The sequence below is a fragment of the Pseudarthrobacter sp. MOO13 genome, assembly GCF_058267655.1.
In genome coordinates this window covers 3685513-3706994 of sequence record NZ_CM177848.1, presented here as the reverse complement: position 1 = coordinate 3706994, position 21482 = coordinate 3685513, and the positions used below count along the sequence as shown (strand labels likewise).

At 67.3% G+C, this 21482-nt stretch carries 18 protein-coding genes and 1 pseudogene; 15 read left to right on the top strand and 4 right to left on the bottom strand.

The window, feature by feature from the left end:
- Positions 1-4: 4 nt before the first annotated feature.
- From AC4EEO_RS16925 to AC4EEO_RS16900, 6 genes and pseudogenes are all read left to right on the top strand, one after another.
- Positions 5-898: pseudogene (locus AC4EEO_RS16925) on the top strand (NAD(P)-dependent oxidoreductase); the annotation flags it as partial.
- Between the two features lie 159 nt (positions 899-1057).
- Positions 1058-2524, top strand: a complete 1467-nt coding sequence (locus tag AC4EEO_RS16920; RefSeq protein WP_018763730.1) for a GntP family transporter — start codon at positions 1058-1060, stop codon at positions 2522-2524.
- A complete protein-coding gene (locus AC4EEO_RS16915) occupies positions 2524-3375 on the top strand; it encodes a class II fructose-bisphosphate aldolase (protein ID WP_491329186.1) in 852 nt (283 codons plus the stop codon). Before AC4EEO_RS16920 ends, AC4EEO_RS16915 begins: the two co-directional genes overlap by 1 nt.
- 36 nt (positions 3376-3411) lie before the next feature.
- Positions 3412-3810, top strand: a complete 399-nt coding sequence (locus AC4EEO_RS16910; RefSeq protein WP_491339336.1) for a DUF1304 domain-containing protein — start codon at positions 3412-3414, stop codon at positions 3808-3810.
- An 85-nt stretch (positions 3811-3895) separates the two neighbouring features.
- Positions 3896-5263, top strand: coding sequence for an acyltransferase family protein (locus AC4EEO_RS16905; RefSeq protein WP_491339335.1), 1368 nt, complete (start codon positions 3896-3898; stop codon positions 5261-5263).
- Positions 5264-5278: 15 nt separating this feature from the next.
- Positions 5279-5608 carry a GNAT family N-acetyltransferase gene (locus AC4EEO_RS16900; protein WP_018763726.1) on the top strand — a complete coding sequence of 110 codons (330 nt, stop codon included), beginning with the start codon at positions 5279-5281 and terminating at the stop codon, positions 5606-5608.
- 81 nt (positions 5609-5689) lie between these two features.
- Here the strand turns inward: AC4EEO_RS16900 and AC4EEO_RS16895 are convergent, their stop codons facing one another.
- Positions 5690-6013, bottom strand: coding sequence for a hypothetical protein (locus AC4EEO_RS16895; protein WP_491339334.1), 324 nt, complete (start codon positions 6011-6013; stop codon positions 5690-5692).
- 360 nt (positions 6014-6373) lie between these two features.
- On the opposite strand from AC4EEO_RS16895, the gene AC4EEO_RS16890 reads away from it, so the two are divergent.
- From AC4EEO_RS16890 to AC4EEO_RS16870, 5 genes are read left to right on the top strand one after another with little or no spacing between them, the layout of a single operon-like run.
- Positions 6374-7990 (top strand): pyridoxal phosphate-dependent decarboxylase family protein, encoded by a 1617-nt coding sequence (locus AC4EEO_RS16890; RefSeq protein ID WP_491339333.1) that lies wholly within the window; start codon positions 6374-6376, stop codon positions 7988-7990.
- Complete coding sequence (locus tag AC4EEO_RS16885; protein WP_491339332.1) at positions 7987-9327, top strand: lysine N(6)-hydroxylase/L-ornithine N(5)-oxygenase family protein; 1341 nt, start codon at positions 7987-7989, stop codon at positions 9325-9327. The genes AC4EEO_RS16890 and AC4EEO_RS16885 overlap by 4 nt, the downstream gene beginning before the upstream one ends.
- Positions 9324-9917: a GNAT family N-acetyltransferase gene (locus AC4EEO_RS16880; RefSeq protein WP_491339331.1), complete on the top strand. Its 594-nt coding sequence runs from the start codon at positions 9324-9326 to the stop codon at positions 9915-9917. Before AC4EEO_RS16885 ends, AC4EEO_RS16880 begins: the two co-directional genes overlap by 4 nt.
- Positions 9907-11754: an IucA/IucC family protein gene (locus AC4EEO_RS16875; RefSeq protein ID WP_491339330.1), complete on the top strand. Its 1848-nt coding sequence runs from the start codon at positions 9907-9909 to the stop codon at positions 11752-11754. The genes AC4EEO_RS16880 and AC4EEO_RS16875 overlap by 11 nt, the downstream gene beginning before the upstream one ends.
- 26 nt (positions 11755-11780) lie before the next feature.
- Positions 11781-12560, top strand: coding sequence for an SDR family NAD(P)-dependent oxidoreductase (locus AC4EEO_RS16870; RefSeq protein ID WP_285318589.1), 780 nt, complete (start codon positions 11781-11783; stop codon positions 12558-12560).
- Here the strand turns inward: AC4EEO_RS16870 and AC4EEO_RS16865 are convergent.
- Together AC4EEO_RS16865 and AC4EEO_RS16860 are read right to left on the bottom strand one after the other, a co-directional pair.
- A complete protein-coding gene (locus AC4EEO_RS16865) occupies positions 12510-13652 on the bottom strand; it encodes an FUSC family protein (RefSeq protein WP_109863633.1) in 1143 nt (380 codons plus the stop codon). The two genes, AC4EEO_RS16870 and AC4EEO_RS16865, sit on opposite strands and share 51 nt — an antisense overlap.
- Before the next feature lie 220 nt (positions 13653-13872).
- Positions 13873-15459, bottom strand: coding sequence for an MFS transporter (locus tag AC4EEO_RS16860; protein ID WP_491339329.1), 1587 nt, complete (start codon positions 15457-15459; stop codon positions 13873-13875).
- 432 nt (positions 15460-15891) lie between these two features.
- On the opposite strand from AC4EEO_RS16860, the gene AC4EEO_RS16855 reads away from it, so the two are divergent.
- A complete protein-coding gene (locus AC4EEO_RS16855) occupies positions 15892-16149 on the top strand; it encodes a hypothetical protein (RefSeq protein ID WP_491339328.1) in 258 nt (85 codons plus the stop codon).
- A gap of 118 nt (positions 16150-16267) precedes the next feature.
- Here the strand turns inward: AC4EEO_RS16855 and AC4EEO_RS16850 are convergent, their stop codons facing one another.
- On the bottom strand, positions 16268-18769 hold the full coding sequence (locus tag AC4EEO_RS16850) for an ATP-dependent DNA ligase (RefSeq protein WP_491339327.1): 2502 nt from the start codon (positions 18767-18769) through the stop codon (positions 16268-16270).
- Positions 18770-18809: 40 nt separating this feature from the next.
- Here AC4EEO_RS16850 and ku point away from each other — a divergent pair, with 40 nt between their 5' ends.
- The 3 genes from ku to AC4EEO_RS16835 all read left to right on the top strand — a co-directional run bounded on the left by ku (position 18810) and on the right by AC4EEO_RS16835 (position 21332).
- Positions 18810-19910, top strand: a complete 1101-nt coding sequence (ku, locus tag AC4EEO_RS16845; protein ID WP_018763719.1) for a non-homologous end joining protein Ku — start codon at positions 18810-18812, stop codon at positions 19908-19910.
- A gap of 148 nt (positions 19911-20058) precedes the next feature.
- The gene (locus tag AC4EEO_RS16840; protein ID WP_285318582.1) at positions 20059-20898 is read left to right on the top strand and encodes a class I SAM-dependent methyltransferase; all 840 of its coding nucleotides are present in this window, start codon (positions 20059-20061) and stop codon (positions 20896-20898) included.
- Positions 20899-20900: 2 nt separating this feature from the next.
- Positions 20901-21332, top strand: coding sequence for an SRPBCC domain-containing protein (locus AC4EEO_RS16835; RefSeq protein WP_491339326.1), 432 nt, complete (start codon positions 20901-20903; stop codon positions 21330-21332).
- The last annotated feature ends 150 nt before the right edge of the window (positions 21333-21482 follow it).

Genomic DNA, 21482 nt, shown 5'->3' with positions numbered 1-21482 from the left:
CACCATGACCAGCAACTACACCATCACCGTCCTGGGCCTCGGCGCCATGGGCCTGCCCATGGCCACCCGACTGGCCTCCCAGCTCACAGTCCACGGCTTCGACATCGCCGAGCCCCGCCTCAAGCTCGCCGAAGAAGCCGGCATCGCCACCTTCACCACCGCCCGCGAAGCCGCCAAGGGAGCGGACGCCGTCCTCCTGGCCGTCCGCAACGGCGAGCAGCTCAACGACGTCCTCTTCGGCGAAAACGGCGTGGCCTCCGTCCTGGAGCCGGGCGCCGTCGTCATCCTCGGCAGCACGGTGGGCACCGACGCCATCCCCGCCACCGTGGCCAAGCTGGCCGAATACGGGGTGGACCTGGTGGACGCCCCGCTGTCCGGCGGCCCCAAGCGCGCCGGCGAAGGCGACCTGCTGATCGTCGTCGGCGCGTCCCCCGAAGCCCGCGAAAAGGCCGCCCCCGCCCTGGACCTGCTGGCCTCCACGCTCACCGTGGTGGGTGACAACCCCGGCGACGGCCAGGCCCTGAAGACCGTCAACCAGCTCCTGTGCGGCGTCCACATCGCCGCGGCCGCCGAGGCCCTGGCCCTGGCCGACGCGCTGGGACTGGACCAGGCCAAGACCCTCGCCGCCCTCGAAGCCGGCGCTGCCGGTTCCTTCATGCTCTCCAACCGTGGCCCCCGCATCCTGGAGGCCTACAACGAGGAAGGCGCCGAGGTCCTGTCCCGCCTGGACATCTTCGTCAAGGACATGGGCATCGTGGGCAAAGCCACCCGCGCGGCCGGGCTGGCAGCCCCCGTTGCCGCCGCCGCCGAGCAGCTCTACCTGCTGGGCCAGGCCCAGGGCCTCGCCGCGGCAGATGACTCCGCCGTCATCAAGGTGGTCGCCCCGGCCAAGCGGACCAAGTAAGCGTCTCTCCCCCCGAACGGTACGACGACGGCGGTCCCCCTCCGCCGTCGTCGTACCTCCCAGCGTTGCGGCTTTGTTCCGCAGCGTTCCATCCCCGCCGTGATACCTGATGCCCGTCTGCCCCGGACCGGCACGTCAAAGGAGACATTTCCCGTGAACCACCTGATGAGCCCGCTGATACAGCGGGCGGCCGATGCCCCGGCCATCAAGCCCGCCGTGGAGCTGGGCACCCCGCTGCTGCTCACCATCGCCGCCGTTGGCATCGCCATCCTGCTGGTGATGATCATCCGCTTCAAGATCCAGGCGTTCGTGGCCCTGCTGACCGTCAGCATCCTGGTTGCCGTGGCCGCCACGATCCCGCTGCAGGACATCTTCACCGTGGTGTCCGGCGGCGTGGGCAGCACCATGGGCAAGGTGGCCATCCTGATCGCGCTCGGCGCCGTGCTGGGCCGCATGATCGAGGTCTCCGGCGGTGTCCAGTCGCTGGCCGACCACTTCACCCGCAAACTCGGCGCCCGCCGGGTGGCCGTGGCGCTGACCGCCGTCGGCTTCCTGGTGGCCATCCCCGTGTTCTTCGAAGTCGGCATCATCGTGCTGGTCCCCATCGTCTACGCCTTCGCCAAGATCGCCAAGGTCCACCCGGTCAAGTTCGGCCTGCCCATGGCCGGCATCATGCTCGCCATCCACGTGGCCGTTCCGCCGCACCCGGGAATCGTTGCCGGCGCCGGCGTGCTGGGTGCCGACATCGGGCTGATCGCCCTGATCTCACTGCTCATCTGCATTCCGCTCGGCTTCCTGTCCTACTGGGTGGCGTCCATCATGAACCGCAAGGACTACGAGCTGCTGCCGGCCGTGAAGACCCAGGTGGAGGAGTTCGGTTCCGACTCACTGGTCAAGGTGGGCCACGACGGCCCCGGTGCCGCCGCCATCGCACCCCCTCGCCCGGGCCTGATCATTTTCCTGATCGCCGCCCCGATCGTGCAGATCCTCCTGGGTACCGCCGGCACCCTCATCCTCCCCAAGAGCGATCCCCTCTACGGCCTGGCAGCCTTCATCGGCAACCCGTTCCTGGCCCTGCTGGTGGCCGTGGCGCTGTCCTTCTTCCTGCTCGCGGTCCGCCGCGGCTGGTCCTTCAAGGAGACCGGTGAAATCTTCGAAGGCGCCCTGCCTCCCATCGCCTCCATCCTGATGGTGGTGGCTGCCGGCGGCGTCTTCGGCAACGTCCTGCAGGTCTCGGGCATCGGCGGGGCGCTCTCCAAGACCCTGGACACGCTCGGCGTGCCGCTGCTGCTGCTCGGCTTCATCATTTCCCTCGCACTGCGTGCCGCCCAGGGTTCGGCCACCGTGGCCATCGTGACCACCACCGGCCTGCTCTCCGCAGCGGTCAGCGGCGGCGGCTACAGCCCGGCCCAGATCGCGGTGATCGTGATCGCCATCGGCTTCGGCGCCTTGGGCCTCTCCCACGTCACGGACGCCGGCTTCTGGGTGGTGGTGCGCTACTACGGCCTGACCGTCTCGGACGGCCTGAAGACCTGGACCGTCCTGACTACCATCCTGGGCCTGGCCGGCTTCGCGCTGACCTTCGTGGCCTGGATCCTGGTGGGAGGCCTGGGCGTCTGATGCGTACCCGACTGGACCACCTGGTCACCACCGCCCTGCAGCAGGGTTCCGCCGTGCCGGCCTTCACCTGCTACGACTTCACCACCGCGCTGGCCGTGGTGGGCGCCGCAGAGGAATCAGGACGTGGTGCCATCCTGCTGGTGGCACCCAAGACCGCGGCTACCGCGAACGGGCTCAGGCTCATAGCGGCGCTCCGCACCCTGGCCGACGCGGCCGCGGTTCCGGTTGCCGTGCAGCTTGACCACGCCAGCGACCTCAAGGTGATGGCCGACGCCGTCGCGGCAGGGGCGGATTCGGTCCTCGCCGACGGTTCATCCCTTCCCTACGAGGACAACATTGCCCTGGTCAAGTCGGCCCGCGCCCTGCTGGGCCCGGACGTCGTGCTCGAAGCGGAACTTGGCGGCCTGGCCGGCGACGAGGACCGCGCCTTCGGTGCAGACCAGTCCGGCGCCGACGTTGCAGGCCTGACCGACTCGGCGCAGGTGGAGGACTTCGTGTCCCGTACCGGCGCGGAACTGCTTGCCGTGGCCGTGGGCAATGTCCACGGCAAGTACAAGGGCGAGCCGAGGCTGCGCTGGGACGTGCTCCAGGACATTGCGGCCCGAATCCACATTCCGCTGGTGCTGCACGGCGCTTCCGGCATCCCCGCCGGGGAACTGGTGAAAGCCGCGGCCATGAACGTAGGCAAGGTCAACTTCAACACCGAGCTGCGGACCGGCGTGCTGGCCACCCTCCAGGACCAGCTGCCCGCCCATCGTGCGGACGGCGAAAACCTGCAGGGCCTGCTGGCCCGGTGGAACCACTCGGCCAAGGAGTTCGCCACCGCCACGCTGGCCACGCTGGCACGGTAGGAAAGACCCCACTCCGGGGGAGGCTAGGATCAAGCCATGATCCTGGCCTCCCTCTTTTTTGCCTTCCTCGCCGCGGCGCTGCACGTTTTCATCTTCACCATGGAATCCGTGACCTGGTCCCGGCCCGCCACGTGGAAACGCTTCAGCATCGGATCCCAAGAGCATGCAGAGATCACCAGGCCGCTGGCGTACAACCAGGGGTTCTACAACCTGTTCCTGGCAGTGGGTGCCCTGGTCGGAATCGGCCTGGTGGTGTTCGGGGCCGGTCCGGCGCAGCACGTGGCGGGCTGGACCCTGGTGTTTTCAAGCTGCGGCTCCATGCTCCTGGCGGCCGTGGTCCTGGCCCTCAGCGGCCGCAAGTACCTCCGCGCGGCGGCCACCCAGGGCGCAACGCCGCTGCTCGCCGTCGTCCTGGGCCTGGTAGCTGTGCTTTAGCCCGGCACCCCTGCCTCTTCTACACCACCGGCAACAGGCGCAGAATGGTGCTGTGAACAGGGTCGGAACGCTGTAAGGCCACGCGGTGCGGCGGGGTCGGGGGAACCAAGACCACGCGGACACGGCAGCCCGTGATCCGGCGATCGACCTTGTCCGCTTCGTCTGCCTGGCATTGGTGGTGGTGGGCCATTCCATGATGGTCAGTCCGGTCCTGCACCCGGACGGGACCGTGACAACGGAGAACACCCTTGGCGACCAGGACTGGTTTGTCCCCGTCATCTGGATCTTCATGGTCATGCCCCTGTTCTTCGTTACCGGGGGTGTGACCGGCCTGCAGTCCTGGCGCCGGATTAAGGCGCGCGGCGGGACGGCGGCCCAGTTCATCCGTGCACGGCTGCTGCGCCTGGTCCGTCCGGCCACCGCGCTGCTTGCGGCGATGGTCCTGGGACTGTTGTTGGCCCGTGCCCTCGGGGTGGACCCTCAGGTGGTCCAGCTCATGGCCACCGGCGCCGGCATGCCGCTGTGGTTCCTGGCCGCCTACCTCGCGGCGCAGTTGAACATTCCGGTCCTGGCGGCGCTCCATGCGCGTTCCCCCTGGCTGGCGCTGGGCCTGCTCCTCGGCCTGGTGGTTGCCGTGGATTGCCTCCGGGGGGCGCTGCCGAACCTTGCCTACGCGAACCTGGTGTTCGTGTGGTGCGCAGTGCAGCAACTGGGCTTCCTGGCGGCCGACGGCTGGACGTCCCGGCTTTCCCGTTCGGGCCTGCTGGCCATTGCGTTGGCAGCAAACCTTGCGTTGGGTGTGGTGACGGGGCTGGGCCTGTACACCGGCAACATGCTGGTGAACCTCAATCCACCCAACCTCACCCTGGTCCTGTTGGCCGTCTCCCAGCTGGCCGCGATGGAGCTGGCGCGGCCGGTCCTCGCGTCGCTCGCCGAGGTCCGCTGGATTGGCCGCCTCGTGGGCGTGGCGGGCAGCCGGTCCCTGACGGTGTACTTGTGGCACCTGCCGCTGCTGGGCGCGATGTCAGGGCTGCTGCTCCTGGTGCCGTTCCCCAAGCCCGGCGCCGGCACCGCCGCGTGGTGGTGGTCGCGGCCCGTGGTGGTCCTGGCCCTGGTCGTCCTGCTGCTCCCCGTCGCTGCCGCCTTCGGCCGCCTCGAGGACCGGGAAACGGCGCCACGCGCCTACCGCAGCCGGCCCGCCTTGGCTGCGGCCGCCGTCGTCGTGGTCTTCCTTCCCGCGGCGGACGCCGCCCTCAACGGATTGTCACTGGGGCTGCTGGCTGCCGGCACCTTGTGCTTTTCCGCGGCGATCCTCCTGCTGGGCGGGTTTCCGCTGCGGCGACGGCCATCGGCCGGGACCAGGCCCCCGCGACGGCCGGCGGGCGGGCCGGCGGCCCGGACCACCTCCCGCCGGAGGCGCGGCCGAAGGGGCATTGCCAGCGGGGTGAAGTAGTGCCAGTGTCAAACCATGACCGAGAACACCATGTCCACAGAGGATAAGTTCACCCCCAACGTCACCCTGCGGCGCAACGATGCGGACCACCGGTACGAACTCCTGGTGGACGGCAGGCTCGCTGTCCAGGCCTTCTTCCACGACCTGCCGGGACATATCGACTTCACCCATACCGAAACGGGCCAGGACTTCGAGGGGCAGGGGCTGGGCAAGGTGCTGGCGCATTTTGCCCTGGATGACGTGGTGGCCACCGGAAAACGCATCATTCCGCACTGCCCGTTCATGTCCAGCTACCTCCGCAAGCACGAGGGCTACGAACAGTTCGTGGACTGGCCCGAGCGCTGACCGCCCGCCGGCCCCATCCGCTGATCGCATCCGCCGATCACATTCGCTGGCCGCTGGCCGGCGCCCGCGCTCGGAGCAGGGTCAGCTGGCCAGGGCCGAATCGCTGACCGCCCAGGCGGTCCCGGGGTCGTCGATGGTGAAGCCGCAGGCACAGCGGTAGGTGGTGACGGTTTCGGCCGCCTCCGGCCGCAGTGCCACCACGGAGGTTCCGTCAACGTAAACGGGCTGCCGGACCGGAAGTTCCCCGTGATCGACAAGCTGCATCGGCGTGCGGCAGTGCATGCGCGAATTGAGGGTCACCAGCAGTCCTGCGTCGACAGGTACCGTGGTGGCCGGAAACTGCTCAGCCGGTTCGCGGCGCTCCCCAAACGCCATCAGCTGCTCATCCATTGCGGTGGTCATCATGTTCTTCCTTGGGCTTCTTTCACGGAACCGCCATGGCCGGCAGTCCCGCCGCGAACTGCTTGCGGAGGTTCATCTACCCCATAAGAAAAGCATGCTTACTAATTGATGCACAAGTTCCGGCATTTGGTGATGGAGCCCGCAATCCCCGGTGCCCCCTTGACCCCAAGCGTAGCGTCGCGGGGACCTGCCGGTGCTCCGGAACGCCGAATCCACGGTTCAATACGAAATACATCACAAAAGTTTGATTAAAAGGGTTACCTAAGTAAGGCTTACCTTACAAGAATGCAGGGTGGGGTGTTCGGCTCCAGCCCTGACTGCTACGACCACTGCCACTCCGGCAATGCCCAGCAAAGGAAACCCATGCCGCTGATGCCCCACCCTGCTCCGCACGTGGAAACACCGCGACCCGCCACCGCCTCCCCACAGGGCCCGCCATCCACTTCCGCCGGTGAGGATTTTGCCTCCCGGCTGGAACTGGCGCTCGGGGCCAGCAACCACCTCCTCAATGCCAGGAACTCAGCCCGGTACGTGGCGCAGGTCCTGCAGGGTGTCACTGCCGTGGCCACCAAGCTGGAGCGGACCACCCGGCCCTTCGCCGGCGTCGAACCGTCAGAGCTGGAGGCCCGGGTGGGGGCGGTTGACCTGGACGTGCCGCTGCGGGACACCGCTGCGGCACTGGAGGAGCTTGAGGACGTCTACCTGCGCGACGCCGTCTATTTCCATGACCCCAAATACGCGGCGCACCTCAACTGCCCGGTGGTGATCCCGGCACTGGTGGGCGAGGCCGTCCTTTCCGCCGTCAACTCCTCGCTGGACACCTGGGACCAAAGCGCGGGGGCCACCATGATCGAGCGGCGCCTCATCGACTGGACCGCGCAACGGCTGCACCTGGGCGCCGCCGCTGACGGTATCTTCACCTCCGGCGGCAGCCAGTCCAACCTGCAGGCGCTACTGATCGCCCGCAACCACGCAGTTGCGGCCCTCCGCCAGGACCCGGCCCGCAGCGGCCTCCGCCTCCCGTCGCTGCTGGACAGACTCCGGATCTACGCCTCCGTGGACAGCCACTTCAGCATCCAAAAGTCGGCCGCCCTGCTGGGCCTCGGATTCGACGCCGTCATCAGTGTTCCCTGCACGCCGGACCGCCGGATGGACCCCGAAGCCCTGGCCGATGCCCTGGCCGACGCACACCGGGCCGGCCTGGTTCCGATGGCGGTGGTGGCCACCGCCGGGACCACCGACTTTGGCGCGGTGGACCCGCTCGCAGACCTTGCCGCCCTTGCCCATGCCTCCGGCGCCTGGCTCCACGTGGACGCCGCCTACGGCGGCGGCCTCATGGTCTCCGGCCGGTACCGGCACCTCCTGGACGGGACCCGGTTCGCGGACTCGGTCACCGTGGATTTCCACAAGACCTTCTTCCAGCCCGTCAGCTCAAGCGCGCTGCTGGTCCGCGACAGGGCCATGCTGCGGCACGTCACCTTCCACGCCGACTACCTGAACCCGGAAAGCGCCGCCCTCGCGGACATTCCAAACCAGGTGGACAAGAGCCTCCAGACCACCCGCCGCTTCGACGCCCTGAAACTGTGGCTCACGCTGCGGATCATGGGGGCGGACGCCATCGGCGCGCTGTTCGACGAAGCCATCGACCTCGCGGGGCGCGTCGGATTGCTCCTGGACGCGGACGACGACTTCGAACTCGCGGCACCGCCGCAGCTCAGCACCCTGGTGTTCCGCTACCGCCCGCGGCTGGACGGGGGAGCGCGGCTCAGTGAGGACGCCGCCGACGCGCTCAATCCTGCCGTGCGCGCCGCCGTCTTCGCGTCCGGGCGGGCAGTGGTTGCCGGGACCACGGTGGGCGGCCGCCACTACCTGAAGTTCACCCTCCTCAATGCCGAAGCCACCCTCGAGGACATCGCCGGCATCATCGACCTCCTGCGCCGCACCGGCGCGGACCTCCTGCAGGACGGGGCCGCCGCATGACCACCCCCGCAACCGGCCACGTCCATGACTTCGCAGCCATCGGCGTCGGCCCCTTCAACCTTGGCCTCGCCGCCCTGGCTGAGCCCGTCGAGGGCCTGGCCGGCATCTTCCTCGACCAGCGCGAATCCTTCGAGTGGCACCCCGGCATGATGCTGGAGCCGGCCCACCTGCAGGTCCCTTTCCTGGCGGACCTGGTGACCATGGCGGACCCCACCTCGCCCTACTCGTTCCTGAACTTCCTCAAGCAGACCGGCCGGCTGTACCGGTTCTACATCCGCGAGGACTTCTACCCGCTGCGCGCCGAATACAACCAGTACTGCCAGTGGGTGGCCGGGCAATTGCCTTCGGTACGTTTTGGCACAACCGTGCTGGATGCGGCGTACGACGACGGCGTGTACCGGCTGGCCGTCTCCTGCCCCGGCGGCACGGAGGTACTTTCCGCCCGCCGGCTGGTGCTGGGCACCGGCACCAGCCCCTACGTACCGGAAGCCGGCCATGGCATCATGGCCGAGGCCGCCGCAGGCCGCGGGGGCATGGCCTTCCACAATGCCGACTACCTGGCCCGGAAGGCGGACCTGCAGCAGCGCCGCAGCATCACCATCGTGGGCAGCGGGCAGAGTGCGGCGGAGATCTACTATGACCTGCTCACGGACGCGGACGCCTACGGGTACCGGCTGGACTGGGTGACCCGTTCCGGCCGGTTCTTTCCCCTGGAGTACACCAAACTGACCCTCGAGATGACCTCGCCCGAGTACGTGGACTACTTCCATGGCCTCCCGCCGCACCGCCGCGACCACCTCAACAAGACGCAGAAGAACCTCTACAAGGGCATCAACGCGGACCTGATCGACGCAATCTACGACCTCCTCTACACCCGGAGCCTCTCAGGGATGGTGGACACGCGGCTGCTGACCCATTCCACGCTCACAGCCGCTGCATGGGACGCCGCCGCCGGAACCCACACCCTGCACCTGCACCACGACGAGCAGGGCGCCCCCTACACCCTGGACAGCGACGCCGTGGTTTTCGCCACCGGCTACAGCTACCGGGAACCGCAGTTCCTCGCGGAAATCCGGGACAGGATTGCCCGGGACAGCGAAGGCCGCTTTGCGGTGGACCGCAACTACAGCACCGGTGTGGAACCCGGAGAGATCTACGTCCAGAACGCCGAACTGCACACCCACGGATTCGCCGCCCCGGACCTGGGCATGGGTGCCTACCGCAACTCGTGCATCCTCCGGGAGATCGCCGGCCGGGAGGTCTACCCCGTGGAACGCAGCATCGCCTTCCAACAGTTCGGCGCACCGGAGAGCATCACGGCGGAGGTGCACGCATGAGGGTCACGTTCCGATGCGTCGACCCCGCGGCCGACGCCCAGCTCCTGCACAGCTGGGTCACGCGGCCCTACGCCTCCTTTTGGGGAATGCTGGCCGCCGACGTTGACGACGTCGAAAAGGAGTACGCCGCCATCCAGGCGAGCGGACACCACCACGCCCTGCTGGGGCTCGACGACGGCATTCCGGCCTTCCTCGTTGAGGAGTACCTGCCCGCGTCCTCACCGCTGGCCACGGCCTACCCGGTCCGGCCCGGTGACGCCGGCATGCACCTGCTGGTGGCCCCGCCGTCGGACGCTCCTGTGGCCGGGTTCACCACGGCCGTCATGGATGCCGTGCTGGCCCGGCTGTTCGCCAAGCCCGGGGTGGACCGGATCGTTGTGGAACCCGACGTCCGGAATACCCGGATCCACGCCCTCAATAAACGGCTCGGCTTCCGCCCCGAGGGGGTGGTGGCCCTCCCGGACAAGGACGCGCTCCTGAGCTTTTGCAGCCGGGAGGACTACCTGGCTGCCCGGGCGTTGAACCTTCTCACCGCCCCAATCCGCGTGCCCGCCACCTCGACCGCAATGGAGCACCACTGTGACCACTGACCTCTACCCCGCCCCGGCCGCTGCCTTCCCGTCCGACGTTTCCCACCTCAGCCTGCATCGCTGGGAGGCAGCCAACCGGCATCTGCTCCGCAAAGCGCTCGCCGAGTTCTCGCATGAACGGATCCTTGCGCCTCAGCGCCTCAGCGGGACGGAGCACACCGCCAGTTATCGGGTGGTCAGCGACGACGGAACCCGCGAGTACCGTTTCGACGCGCGGATCCTGGACCTGGACCACTGGTCCATCGATGCCGGTTCAATCCGGCATCTCCACGGGGGCGCCGAGGCACCGCTGGACGCCATGGAGTTCATCACTGCCTTCCACAAGACCCTCGGCATCACCATCTCCATGCTTCCGGTCTACCTGGAAGAAATCAGCAGCACGCTGGCCGGACACGCCTACAAACTGGCGGCCCGCCGGCCGGACTCCGCGGAACTGGCGGCCGGAATAACCCGCGGCGCGGACGCTGCCGCCGATTTCCAGGCCATCGAACGCAGCATGTCCGAGGGCCACCCCTGCTTCGTGGCCAACAACGGCCGGCTGGGCTTCGGCATCCGCGACTACCACGCCTTCGCCCCCGAAACCGGTGCCGCCGTGCGCCTGGAATGGATCGCCGTGCACCGCAGCTGCGCCGTCTTCACCTGCGCAGCGGGGCTGGACTACCGGACACACCTGGCCGCCGAACTGGGGCCGCTGCTGGACACTTTCCACGCCGTGCTGGCGGAACAGGGACTCGAGCCGGAGCAGTACTTCCTCATGCCGGTGCATCCCTGGCAGTGGCAGAACAAGCTCACGGGTACGTTCGCGGCGGAGATCGCCCGGCAACGCATCGTCCATCTGGGTACGGGAACCGATCAATACCAGGCACAGCAGTCGATCCGGACGTTCTTCAACACCGCGGCCCCCGCCAAGCACTACGTCAAGACCGCCCTGTCAGTGCTGAACATGGGCTTCATGCGCGGACTCTCCCCTCAGTACATGAAGGCGACGCCCGCCATCAACGACTGGTTGCGGGAACTGATCGGCTCAGACCCGGCGCTGCAGCGCCGCGGGTTCACCATGATCGGCGAGGTAGCCGCCGTCGGTTACCACAACCCGCATTACGAGGCCGGCTCCGCGGAAGGCTCACCGTACCGGAAGATGCTGTCCGCGCTCTGGCGGGAAAGTCCGCTGCCGCTGCTGCGCGACGGCGGGCAGCTGGCCACCATGGCGTCGCTCCTGCATGTGGATGCGGCAGGAAAACCGATGGCCGCCGCACTGATCGAACGTTCCGGACTGGCGCCCGCCACATGGCTCCGCCGGTACTTCGAGGCCTACCTGGTTCCCCTGGTGCACTGCCTCTGCCGCTATGAGCTGGCGTTCATGCCGCACGGCGAAAACGTCATCCTGGTCCTGGAAAACGGCGTGCCCGTGCGGGCCGTCATGAAGGACATCGCCGAGGAAATCGTCGTGATGGGGGACCGGCTGGAGGTGCCCGCCGAAGCCGCAAGGATCAAGGCCGCGATTCCTGACGGGGAGAAGGTATTGGCGATCTTCACCGACGTCTTCGACTGCATCTTCCGCTTCCTCGCGGCCCTGCTGGACGAGGACGGCACCCTGCCCCAAGAGGAGTTCTGGCGCACCGCAGCCGCAGCCATCCGGGACTACCAGGCGGAGCATCCAGAGCTTGCGGACCAGTTCGCAAGACACAACCTGTTCGCCCCGGACTTTCCACTGTCCTGCCTCAACCGGCTGCAGCTGCGCAACAACCAGCACATGCTGGAGCTCTCCGATCCCTCCGGCGGCCTGCAGCTGGCCGGACGCCTGGCCAACCCGCTGGCCCGGTTCGCAGGGGTGTAGTACCGGCAACTGGTTAGGCTGGCAGCATGACGCCAACAATCGCACTCGTTACCGGAGCCAGCGCCGGGCTGGGACACGAATTCGCCAAGCAGCTCGCGGCCCAGGGGCACCCCCTTGTCCTGGTGGCCCGCAGCGCCTCCCGCCTGGAGGAAACCGCGGCGGACCTGCACCGGCGGTACGGAATCACGGCTGAGGTCCTGCCCGCTGACCTCACGGTGGACGCCGACGTCGCCGCCGTCGTCGAACGTCTCAAGGACCCCGCGCGGCCGGTGGGCATCCTGGTGAACAATGCCGGTATCGGGCTGCTGCACAACTTCGAGGACAACCCGATCGGGGCGGAAAAAGACCACCTGAAGCTGCACGTGGAAACGGCCATGGTGCTCACCCACGCGGCGCTCGGCGGAATGCTCGAACGCGGGGAGGGCAGGATCATCAATGTGGCCAGCGTGGCCGCCTTCCTACCCCGCGGCACCTACTCGGCAGCGAAAGCATGGCTGGTCAGTTTCAGCCGGTGGGCCAACCTGGCGTACCGCTCGCGCGGGATCCAGGTCACCGCGGTATGTCCGGGGTTTACGCATACCGAGTTCCACGACCGGATGGGCATGGACAAGTCCGTGGCCCCGTCCTGGACGTGGCTGCGTGCGGAGCGGGTGGTGCGGGAAGGCCTGGCGGACAACGAGCGCGGCAAGGCGGTGTCCGTGCCTTCCAGGCGCTACAAGGCGGTGGCCGCCGTGGCCAAGCTGGCGCCGGCGCGGCTAATGGCGGGACCGGCGCGCAAACCCAAGCCGGAGCGCAACCCCGGGTAGCTGTACCGGGCCTTCGAAGCCGGTGCCTGCTTGCGGCCCGGAGCGGCGGACGGCCACCACTACCAGGATGCCCAGCAGCGCGCCCACCAACGTTTCCACGGCCCGCTCCAGGATCAGGACCCCCGGTTCGGCCGGCGAGGCCAGTTGGGTCATGAGCAGGATCACCGGGGTGAACCAGACCATGGCCAAGCCGTAGTGCCTGGTCATGAACAGCTCGGTGGCGAACTGGAAAAGGATCACCAGGAGGGCCAGCACCTGGGCATGGCGCGCGGGCTCCTGGAACGCGGGGTAGAGCCCGGCCAGCGTCCAGGGTGCCGGAAGGAGGACGACGGCGGTCACGGCCAGGCCCAGGAAGGTCCCCACGATGCGGTGGATGCCGCGCCGGACACGGCTGGGAAGGTCCGCCCCGGCGAGCGGCACTGCCGCGGCTGCCATGGCCCAGTGCGGATGGCCGCTGCCGCTGAGGACGCCCACTGTTCCGGCTGCGCCCACGGCCAGCACATACCGTGCGGCGTGGACCAGCAGCTCACGCCGGCCCGCCGGGGTGGGGGAGGGCACGGCCCTGGTGGCGCCGGGTTCCCAGGACCTGCGCCGTATCCAGCCGCTGAAGCCCACAGCCATGGAGAACACAGCCGATCCGCCGGCGATGAGCATCGCCACATACCAAGGGACCGCGACAGGAACGGAAGCGCAGGCTCCGAGGGCCAGGATGCCGAAGAAGGGTCCGTTGGGTTTCAGCCGCACCCGGTCCGAGTAGACGGAGCCCACCCCGGCAAGGGTGGCTTCCACGGCCACCAGCCACCAGGAATGGAGGTGGTTGATGGACAGCGTGATCCCCACGGCCACTCCGCAGAGCAGTACCAAGGCGGCCTGGCCTTGGTGCCGAAGCCGCAACTGGTGGGGCTCCGAGCGGCCGTACATCCCGGTAAGGGCACCGAACACGGCGTAGATGATCAGGTCAGTCCTGCCCAAGGCCAACAGGACCAGGGAGGGGGCTGCGACACTCAGGGCAACCCGGAGCGCCGCAAGATGGTCGTTGGTGGCCGGTTCCAGCCGGTGCAGCGCGCGCACCTGGTCCACTACGCGCTTCATATCCCGAATCCATTCCCTGTTACTGCGGTGCCGGCGCCTGATAGGGCCTTTGGGAACGTATCACCAGGCATCCCGCAGAGTCATATGTTGCCGGCTGGGCTCCTGACACACCAGGACATCCGGCGGGCACGCGAAGGCCCGCTTCCGTACTTCCCGCAGGAAGCACAGGAGCGGGCCTGTGAGCGTGGGCTACAAGAATGCCCGGGCGGCAGGCGGGAGCTTACGCTCCTGCCGGAACACCGCGGTGTGCATGCGGATCCGTGCCGTCCTGGGTGTCGAACGGCAGTTCGTCCAGGTTGATCAGCGGGTTCTGGTCCTGGGTCTCCACCAGTTCCTTGGCTTCCGCCTGGGTATCAACGCTGGGCATCGATCCCGGGAGGGGGCGGTTGGCGGATTCCTTCAGGAAGTAAATGGCCACGGCGCCAACCAAAGAGGTTGCCATCAGGTAGTACGCCGGCATCATGTCGTTGCCGGTCGATTTGATCAGCAGTTCCACGATGAAGGGTGTGGTTCCGCCGAAGATCGCCACTGCGAAGTTGTAGGCAATGCCCATGGCTCCGTAGCGGCTCGACGTGGGGAACTGGGCCGGCAGGGCCGAGGCGAGGTTGGCCACGTAGAAGGTCACGGGGAAGGCTACCAGGGCCAGGCCTGCCAGGGTGGACCAAACGGCACCGATACCGATCAACAGGAACGCCGGAACGGCCAGGACGATGGTGCTCACCGCACCGATCCACAGCACGGGGCGGCGGCCGATCCGGTCAGACAGCCTGCCGGTCAGTGGGATGCAAAGGCTCATGACTACCAGCACCGGGATGGTCAACAGCGTGCCGTGGAGCTCGTCGTAACCCTTGGCGTCGGTCAGGTAGGTGGGCATGTAGGAGGTCAGGGCGTAACCAGCCGTGTTGGCGGCCGCAACCACAACCATGGCCACGATGATCGGACGCCAGTAGGCCTTGACGATACCGACAGGTCCCTTGGCCGTAGGGGTGCCTTCGGAGGCGTTTTTGGCGTTTGCCTCCTGGGCGTCCAGGGTGGCCTGGAACTGCGGCGACTCCTCGATCTTGCTCCGGAAGTACACGGCGATCAGGCCCAGCGGGCCCGCAATCAGGAACGGGATGCGCCAGCCCCAGTCCTCCATGGTGGCCTGGCCCAGGGTCAACTGCAGGACCGAGACCAAGGCCGCGCCGATAGCGAAGCCCATGTAGCTGCCCAGGTCCAGGAAGCTGGCAAAGAAGCCACGGCGCTTGTCGGCGGCATACTCGCTGACGAAGGTGGTGGCACCGGCATATTCACCGCCGGTGGAGAAACCCTGGATGACTTTGAGGAGCACCAGCAATGCTGCCGCCCACAATCCAACCTGGGCGTATCCGGGCAGCAGGCCGACGGCGAACGTGCTGGCCGCCATGATCATCAGCGTGGTGGCCAGGATCTTTTGCCGGCCCACTTTGTCGCCGAGCCAGCCGAAGATGACGCCACCGAGGGGGCGGGCGATAAAGGTCGCCGCAAATGTGCCCAGCAGGAAGAGGTTCTGCGTCGTGGGATCGGATTCCGGCAGGAACACGGGCCCCATGGTGGTGATGAGGTAGCCGAAAACGCCGACGTCGTACCATTCCATCGTGTTTCCAACGATGGTGCCGCCCAGTGCTTTTTTGAGCATGGGCTGGTCAACTACGTTGACGTCGGATTCCTTGAGCCGGCGGCGTGGCAGGAGCCTGGGCTTCTTGGCAGCCGTGGGGGCCGCAGGGTCGGTTCCGCGGGCGCTCTTGGCGCCTGCTGGAGAGTGGTTACTGCTTCGGTCTGTGGGCATTTGGGCAACTCCTGTGGAGGTCATTTGCTTGCGACTTGTAGCTGCCCCGCTCCGGGCAGGCCTTCAATTTTACGGGATGTCTATGGCGTTTGCTCGGCTCAATGGCGTAGCATGCTCCCTTTTCTACCCCTGAAGTGCCGCATTGGGTACCTTTTTTCGCCGTGGATTCCCGCGCTACTACTGGGAAGCAGGCTGATCAACGGCGCCGTTACCAAAAATTTTTCCTCGGGAACCGTTTCAAGCCGTTTATTTGGGTAAATGCGGGCGCGGAAGTGAGCACGGTCACGGCCTCCGGAGGGGTTCACAGGAGCCTTCGGGGTGCCTATGGTAGAGCGATGAACACACTTCTTTTCGGCTGACTGCCCGCGCACGCCCGGGCGCCCGGCCGGCGCCTCGTTTCAACGAAGAACGATGGAAAGAAGGGAAAAAGACATGGGTCAAGAGTCCAACCAGTTCCACATCAGGCCAGAGGTGGCGGACCATCTTGCTGCAGCCATGGAAGCCCCGGTCACACCCGGGCCCGCAGTAAGCGGGGCTGTCCCCCTGGCCCGGCAGAATGCATGGCCGGATGGCGGCGGCAAACGCCGGCATCCGAAGGACCGGGCTGCCGGACACGGCCGCATGGGCCACGAGGCGGCAGTAACCGCTGTCCACCGGACCGGCCGGCCGCAGATGCCGCACTCCTCGTAGCCGCCTGGCGACGGCCACCGCATCAATCGAAACGCAAATTACCTGGCGCCCCGGAAATGTCGCGGGCGCCGGGTAATTTCCGTCTTGCCGCGCGCACGGTACGTCGCAAACCGGGGCGTCATTCCCGGACCACCTCCGCCGGGTCCTTGTCAACGCGCCAGCCCCGCCACCGAGGGTGCCGCAGCCTGCCCGGCCCGGTCCATTCGCTGTAGGTCACCTCTCCCACCAGTTCCGGGGCCACCCAATGGGCGTCAGCTGCGTCCAAACGGGGGACATCGTGGAACGGGGATGCCTTCCGGCCCAGCCGTTCCATGGTTTGCCGCAGTTCCGTGAGCTCGCGCATGCTGAAACCACTGCCCACCCGGCCCACGTACTGCAGCTTGTCGCCATCGGGAATCCCCACCAGCAGTGAGCCCACCGTCTCTTCCCGGCCACCCTTCCCCGGCCGCCAACCGCCCACCACCACTTCCTGGGTTTGCTCAAGCTTGAGTTTGATCCAGGTCCGGGTCCGTTGGCCGCTGACGTACCGGCTGTCCGTCCGTTTGGCCATGATTCCTTCCAGGCCCAGCTCCCTGGCGCTGTCCAGCAGGAGCCCCACGGGTTCCTCGAGCACCATGGACAGGTCCACCGGACAGGCCGACGGCCTGAAGAACTCCTCGAGCCTCCGCCGCCGGGTGCTGAGCGGCAGGCGCCGCAGGTCCTTCCCGTCGTCGAAAAGCAGGTCGAACAGCATCAGTTGCACCGGGATGGCGGTGCGGGCTTTGGCGACGTCGGCGGCCCGGGTGAGTTTCATCCTGCCTTGCAGGAGCCCAAAGTCGGGCCTGCCGCCGGGCCCGACGGCGATGATCTCGCCATCGGCCACGAACGGCTGCTCCGGCCAGCAGGCGCGGTCCGTAAGCTCCGGGTAGGTCTTGGTCACGTCGTTGCCGTTGCGGCTCAATATCCGGATCTTTTCCCTGTCGGCCACCAGGATTGCCCGGACCCCGTCCCATTTGAGTTCAAATTGCCACGTGCTGCCGCGCAGGTCGGGTTCGGTGCCCGCCGTGGCCATCATGGGCCGGTATTCGGCAGGGTCCGGGGACGGATCCGGTGCGGTGGGCGCGGTCCGGGCAGGCTCCGGCGCAGGCGCCGTGCCACCTGCGCCGGCTTCGCCCCGTTCCGGCGACGGCTCTGCTGCTCCCGTCGGCGCGTGCCGTGGTCTCCCGCCCGCGTGTTCCGGGTCCATGAGGTGGATGAGCCACTGCTTCTCCCCGTCCTTGTCCCGGCCGCGGCCGGTGTGGATGAGCGCCAGTTTCGTGGGCCCTCCCAGGCCACCACCCTCCGATCCGGTCAGGGTGACGATGACTTCCTTGCCATTGATCCACTTGTGCAGTTCGTAGGTGCCGGTGTCCCAAATGGTCATCTCACCCGCCCCGTATTGTCCCTTGGGGATGGTCCCGTGGAAGGTGAGGTAGTCCATGGGATGGTCCTCGGTCTGGACGGCCAGGTGGTTCTTGCCGCCGGATTGGGGGACCCCCTTGGGCAACGCCCAGGACACCATGACGCCCTCGTGCTCCAGGCGCAGGTCCCAGTGCAGCCGGCTGGCGTGGTGTTCCTGGATGACGAACGCGTTCCCGCCCGTCGGGATGCCCGCGAAAGGCTCGGGCGTTGCCTTGGGGTCACGCATGGAGCGGTACGCGCCCAGGCGGGGGTCGCCGTCGTGCCCGTCCTCCGGTTCCTCCGCGCGGGCCGCAGCATTGACGACGACGGCGAACGGGTCCTTGCCGTCCCGCACCCGGCGCAGCACTTCCCGGTAGTCCAGGTGCTTCAGGCGGGGAGACCCGATTTCCCGCCAGGTGCGTGGCGCGGCCACCATAGGCGTGGGCCGGCCGCGCAGCGAGTAGGGAACCACCGTGGTTTTCGCCGCGTTGTTCTGGCTCCAGTCCACCAGCACCTTGCCTCTGCGCAGCGTCTTTTTCATGTCGCTGACGGCGAGGTCGGGGTGGTCCGCCTCGAGCGCCCGGGCCAGTTCGCGGGCGAAAGCGGAGATCTGCTCGGACGTCTGGGAACCGTCGAGCGCGGCGTAGAGATGGATGCCCTTGCTGCCGCTGGTCACCGGCACCGGTTCCAGGCCTACGTCCTCCAGGATGGACCGCGCGAGCAGTGCCACCTCGCGGCATTCCGGCAGGCCCGCGCCCTCACCCGGGTCAAGGTCCAGTACCAGCCGGTCCGGGTTCAACTGGTTGCCGTGTGCATCCACCCGCCACTGCGGCACGTGTATTTCGAGTGAGTTGATCTGCCCGAACCAGGCCAGCGTGGCGGCGTCATTGACCAGGGGGTAGTGGATGGTCCGGTCCTTGTGGGTGATAGCGGCCCGGGGCAGCCAGCCGGGGGCCGAGTCCTCCAGGTCCTTTTGGAAGAACACCTCACCGGGCTTGCCTGCCGTGCCCACGCCGTTGACCCACCGCTTGCGGGTGGCCGGCCGGTTGGCCGCGGCGGGGATCAGGACGTGGGCCACTGCGGCGTAGTAAGCCAGCACGTCAGCCTTGGTGGTGCCGGTCTCCGGATAGATGATTTTGTCCAGGTTGGTGAGCGTCAATTCGCGTCCCGCCACCCGGACACGTTCCCTAGTGCCGGCCACAGGTCTTCACCTCCGGCCCGCTCTGATGTTGACTGTATGAATGAGAGCCATCTGGAAGGGTGCCATCGCGTTCGGGCTGGTCAACGTGCCCGTGAAGGTCTACAGCGCCACTGAGGATCATGACATCAGTCTGCACCAGGTGCACAACGCCGACGGCGGAAGGATCCGCTACCAGCGCCGGTGCGAGGTCTGCGGGGAGGTGGTGGACTACTCGGACATTGAGAAGGCGTTCGAGGAGGACGGCCGGACCGTGGTGCTGTCCAAGGAGGAACTCAAGTCCATTCCGGCCGAGAACAGCCACGAGATCGAAGTGGTGCAGTTCGTGCCGTCCGAGCAGCTAGAACCCATGATGTTCGAGAAGAGCTACTACCTGGAACCGGATTCCAAGTCGCCCAAGGCGTACGTCCTGCTGCGGCGGGCCCTGGAGGACACGGACCGGGTGGCCGTGGTCCAATTCGCGCTGCGGGAGAAGACCCGGCTGGGGGCCCTGCGGATCAAGGACGACGTGCTGGTGCTGCAGTCCCTCCTCTGGCCGGACGAGGTGCGGGAAGCCAGCTTCCCCTCCCTCGAAGCAGACATCCGGATTTCGGCGCAGGAACGGGACATGTCCGCGGCCCTGGTGGAGTCCATGGCAGCTGATTTCGACCCCACCTCCTTTACCGACGAGTACCAGGTGCAACTCCGCCAGCTCATTGAGGCGAAACTCGAACAGGGTGAATCGCTGGATACGGAGGAGACTTTCGGCGTCGAGTCCGGTGAGGGCGGCAAGGGCGAGGTCATCGACCTGATGGAAGCCCTGAAGCGGAGCCTGGACCGGAAGCGCGGAGGTGCCGCCTCGGGCGGAGATTCCGACGGCGGCGAGGACGCGGCGGACGGGGAACCTGCCAAGCCAGCACGCAAGGCCGCCGGCACCAAAGCGTCCGGCGCCAGGACAGCCGCTGCCAAGACAGGTACCGATGAGGCAAAGCCGGCCACCACGAGGCAGGCAGGCAAGGCCACTGCCACGAAGGCTGCCGCGAAGCCGGCGGCCAAAACCGCCGCCAAGACCTCGGGCACTAAGTCCGCCGGCACCAAATCCACCGGCGCAGCGGATGGCAAACCGGCCGCGAAGACCAGCACCAGGACCCGCAAGCCTGCCTGATCCTGTCCGGCCGGAACAGTTGCTGCGCCTTTACAGGGGCTGCCATCGCGTCCACAATGAGTCGCATCGCAGCCTCCGCTGTGCCAACAGCGTGCTGTCACCCATTCGGAACGGACCCGTGGGAACGGGCACGTAAAGGGGCGCGGACATGAACGACCAGGCAGCAGCGGAGGCGGACCGGCAACTCAAGGCAAAGCACCGGGCCATGTGGGCGTCGGGGGACTACCCGGCGCTCGCGGACGAACTGCTCCTGGAACTGGGTGCCGTGCTGGTGGAGGCGTGCGGCATCAAACCGCGGCAGCGTGTCCTCGACGTTGCGGCAGGGACCGGCAACGCAGCCATTCCCGCTGCCATGATGGGCGCCAAAGTAGTGGCCAGCGACCTCACCCCAGAGCTGTTCGACGCAGGCCGGAAAGAGGCGGCCAACCGGGGCGTCACCCTCGACTGGACGGAGGCTGACGCCGAAGCCCTGCCCTTTGGCGATGAGGAGTTCGACGCCGTCATGAGCTGCATCGGGGTGATGTTCGCGCCGCGCCACCAGGCCGCCGCCGATGAACTGCTCCGCGTCTGCAAACGGGGTGGCACCATCGGGCTGCTCTGCTGGACGCCGGAAGGCTTCATCGGGGAATTGTTTGCCGCCCTGGGACCGTTCGCGCCCCCACCCCCGGCGGGTGCCCAGCCCGCCACGCTGTGGGGGAGCGAGGAACACCTCCGCGAACTCCTGGGGGACAGGGCGGCCGGGATCCGCACCCGGAAGCAGAACCTGGCCGTCCGGAGCTTCCACCAGCCGGCGGACTTCGTCAGGTACTTCAAATCGCATTATGGCCCGATGATCTCCGTGTACAAATCACTGGCCGATGACCCGGACAAGGTCAAAGCCCTGGACCGGGCGCTCACGGACCTGGCGGACTCCTATGGGGACGCGCACGGCGACATCCCGTTCCAGATGGAATGGGAATACCTGGTCTTCACCGCGAGGAAGGATTGAGCATGACCGGAAACCACGTGGCAACGTCAGTCACCACCATCGATGCCCCGCCGGACCGTGTGTGGGAGGTGATCACCGACCCCGCGGCGGTGAAGGAGTTCATGTTCGGAGCCACCCTGCAGACGGACTGGAAGGTTGGCAGCCCCATCATCTGGCTGGGCGAGTGGGAAGGGAAACCGTACCAGGACAAGGGCGAGATCCTGGCCGTGGAACCTGGGCGGAAATTGGTCCACACCCACTTCAGTCCGCTCTCCGGCCAGCCTGACGAGCCCGGAAACTACCACACGCTCGAATGGATCCTGGAGGACCAGGGCGGCACCACCCGGCTGTCCCTGGCCCAGGACAACAACCCCAGCGAGGAAGCCGCCGCCCACTCCCAGGCGATGTGGGACAAGCTGGTGGCGGACGTGAAGGCCATCGCCGAACGCGGCTGATTCCCGCCTCCCAACGGGGTCGCACATGTTGTCGTTTTGGGCGTTCAAAACGACAACAACTGCGAGTTGCTTGGGTGGGGTGGCGCTTAAAGCCAAGCGGCCGCCGTCGGGCACCCCTCCTTGGGGGAAGCCCGACGGCGGCCGCCGGTT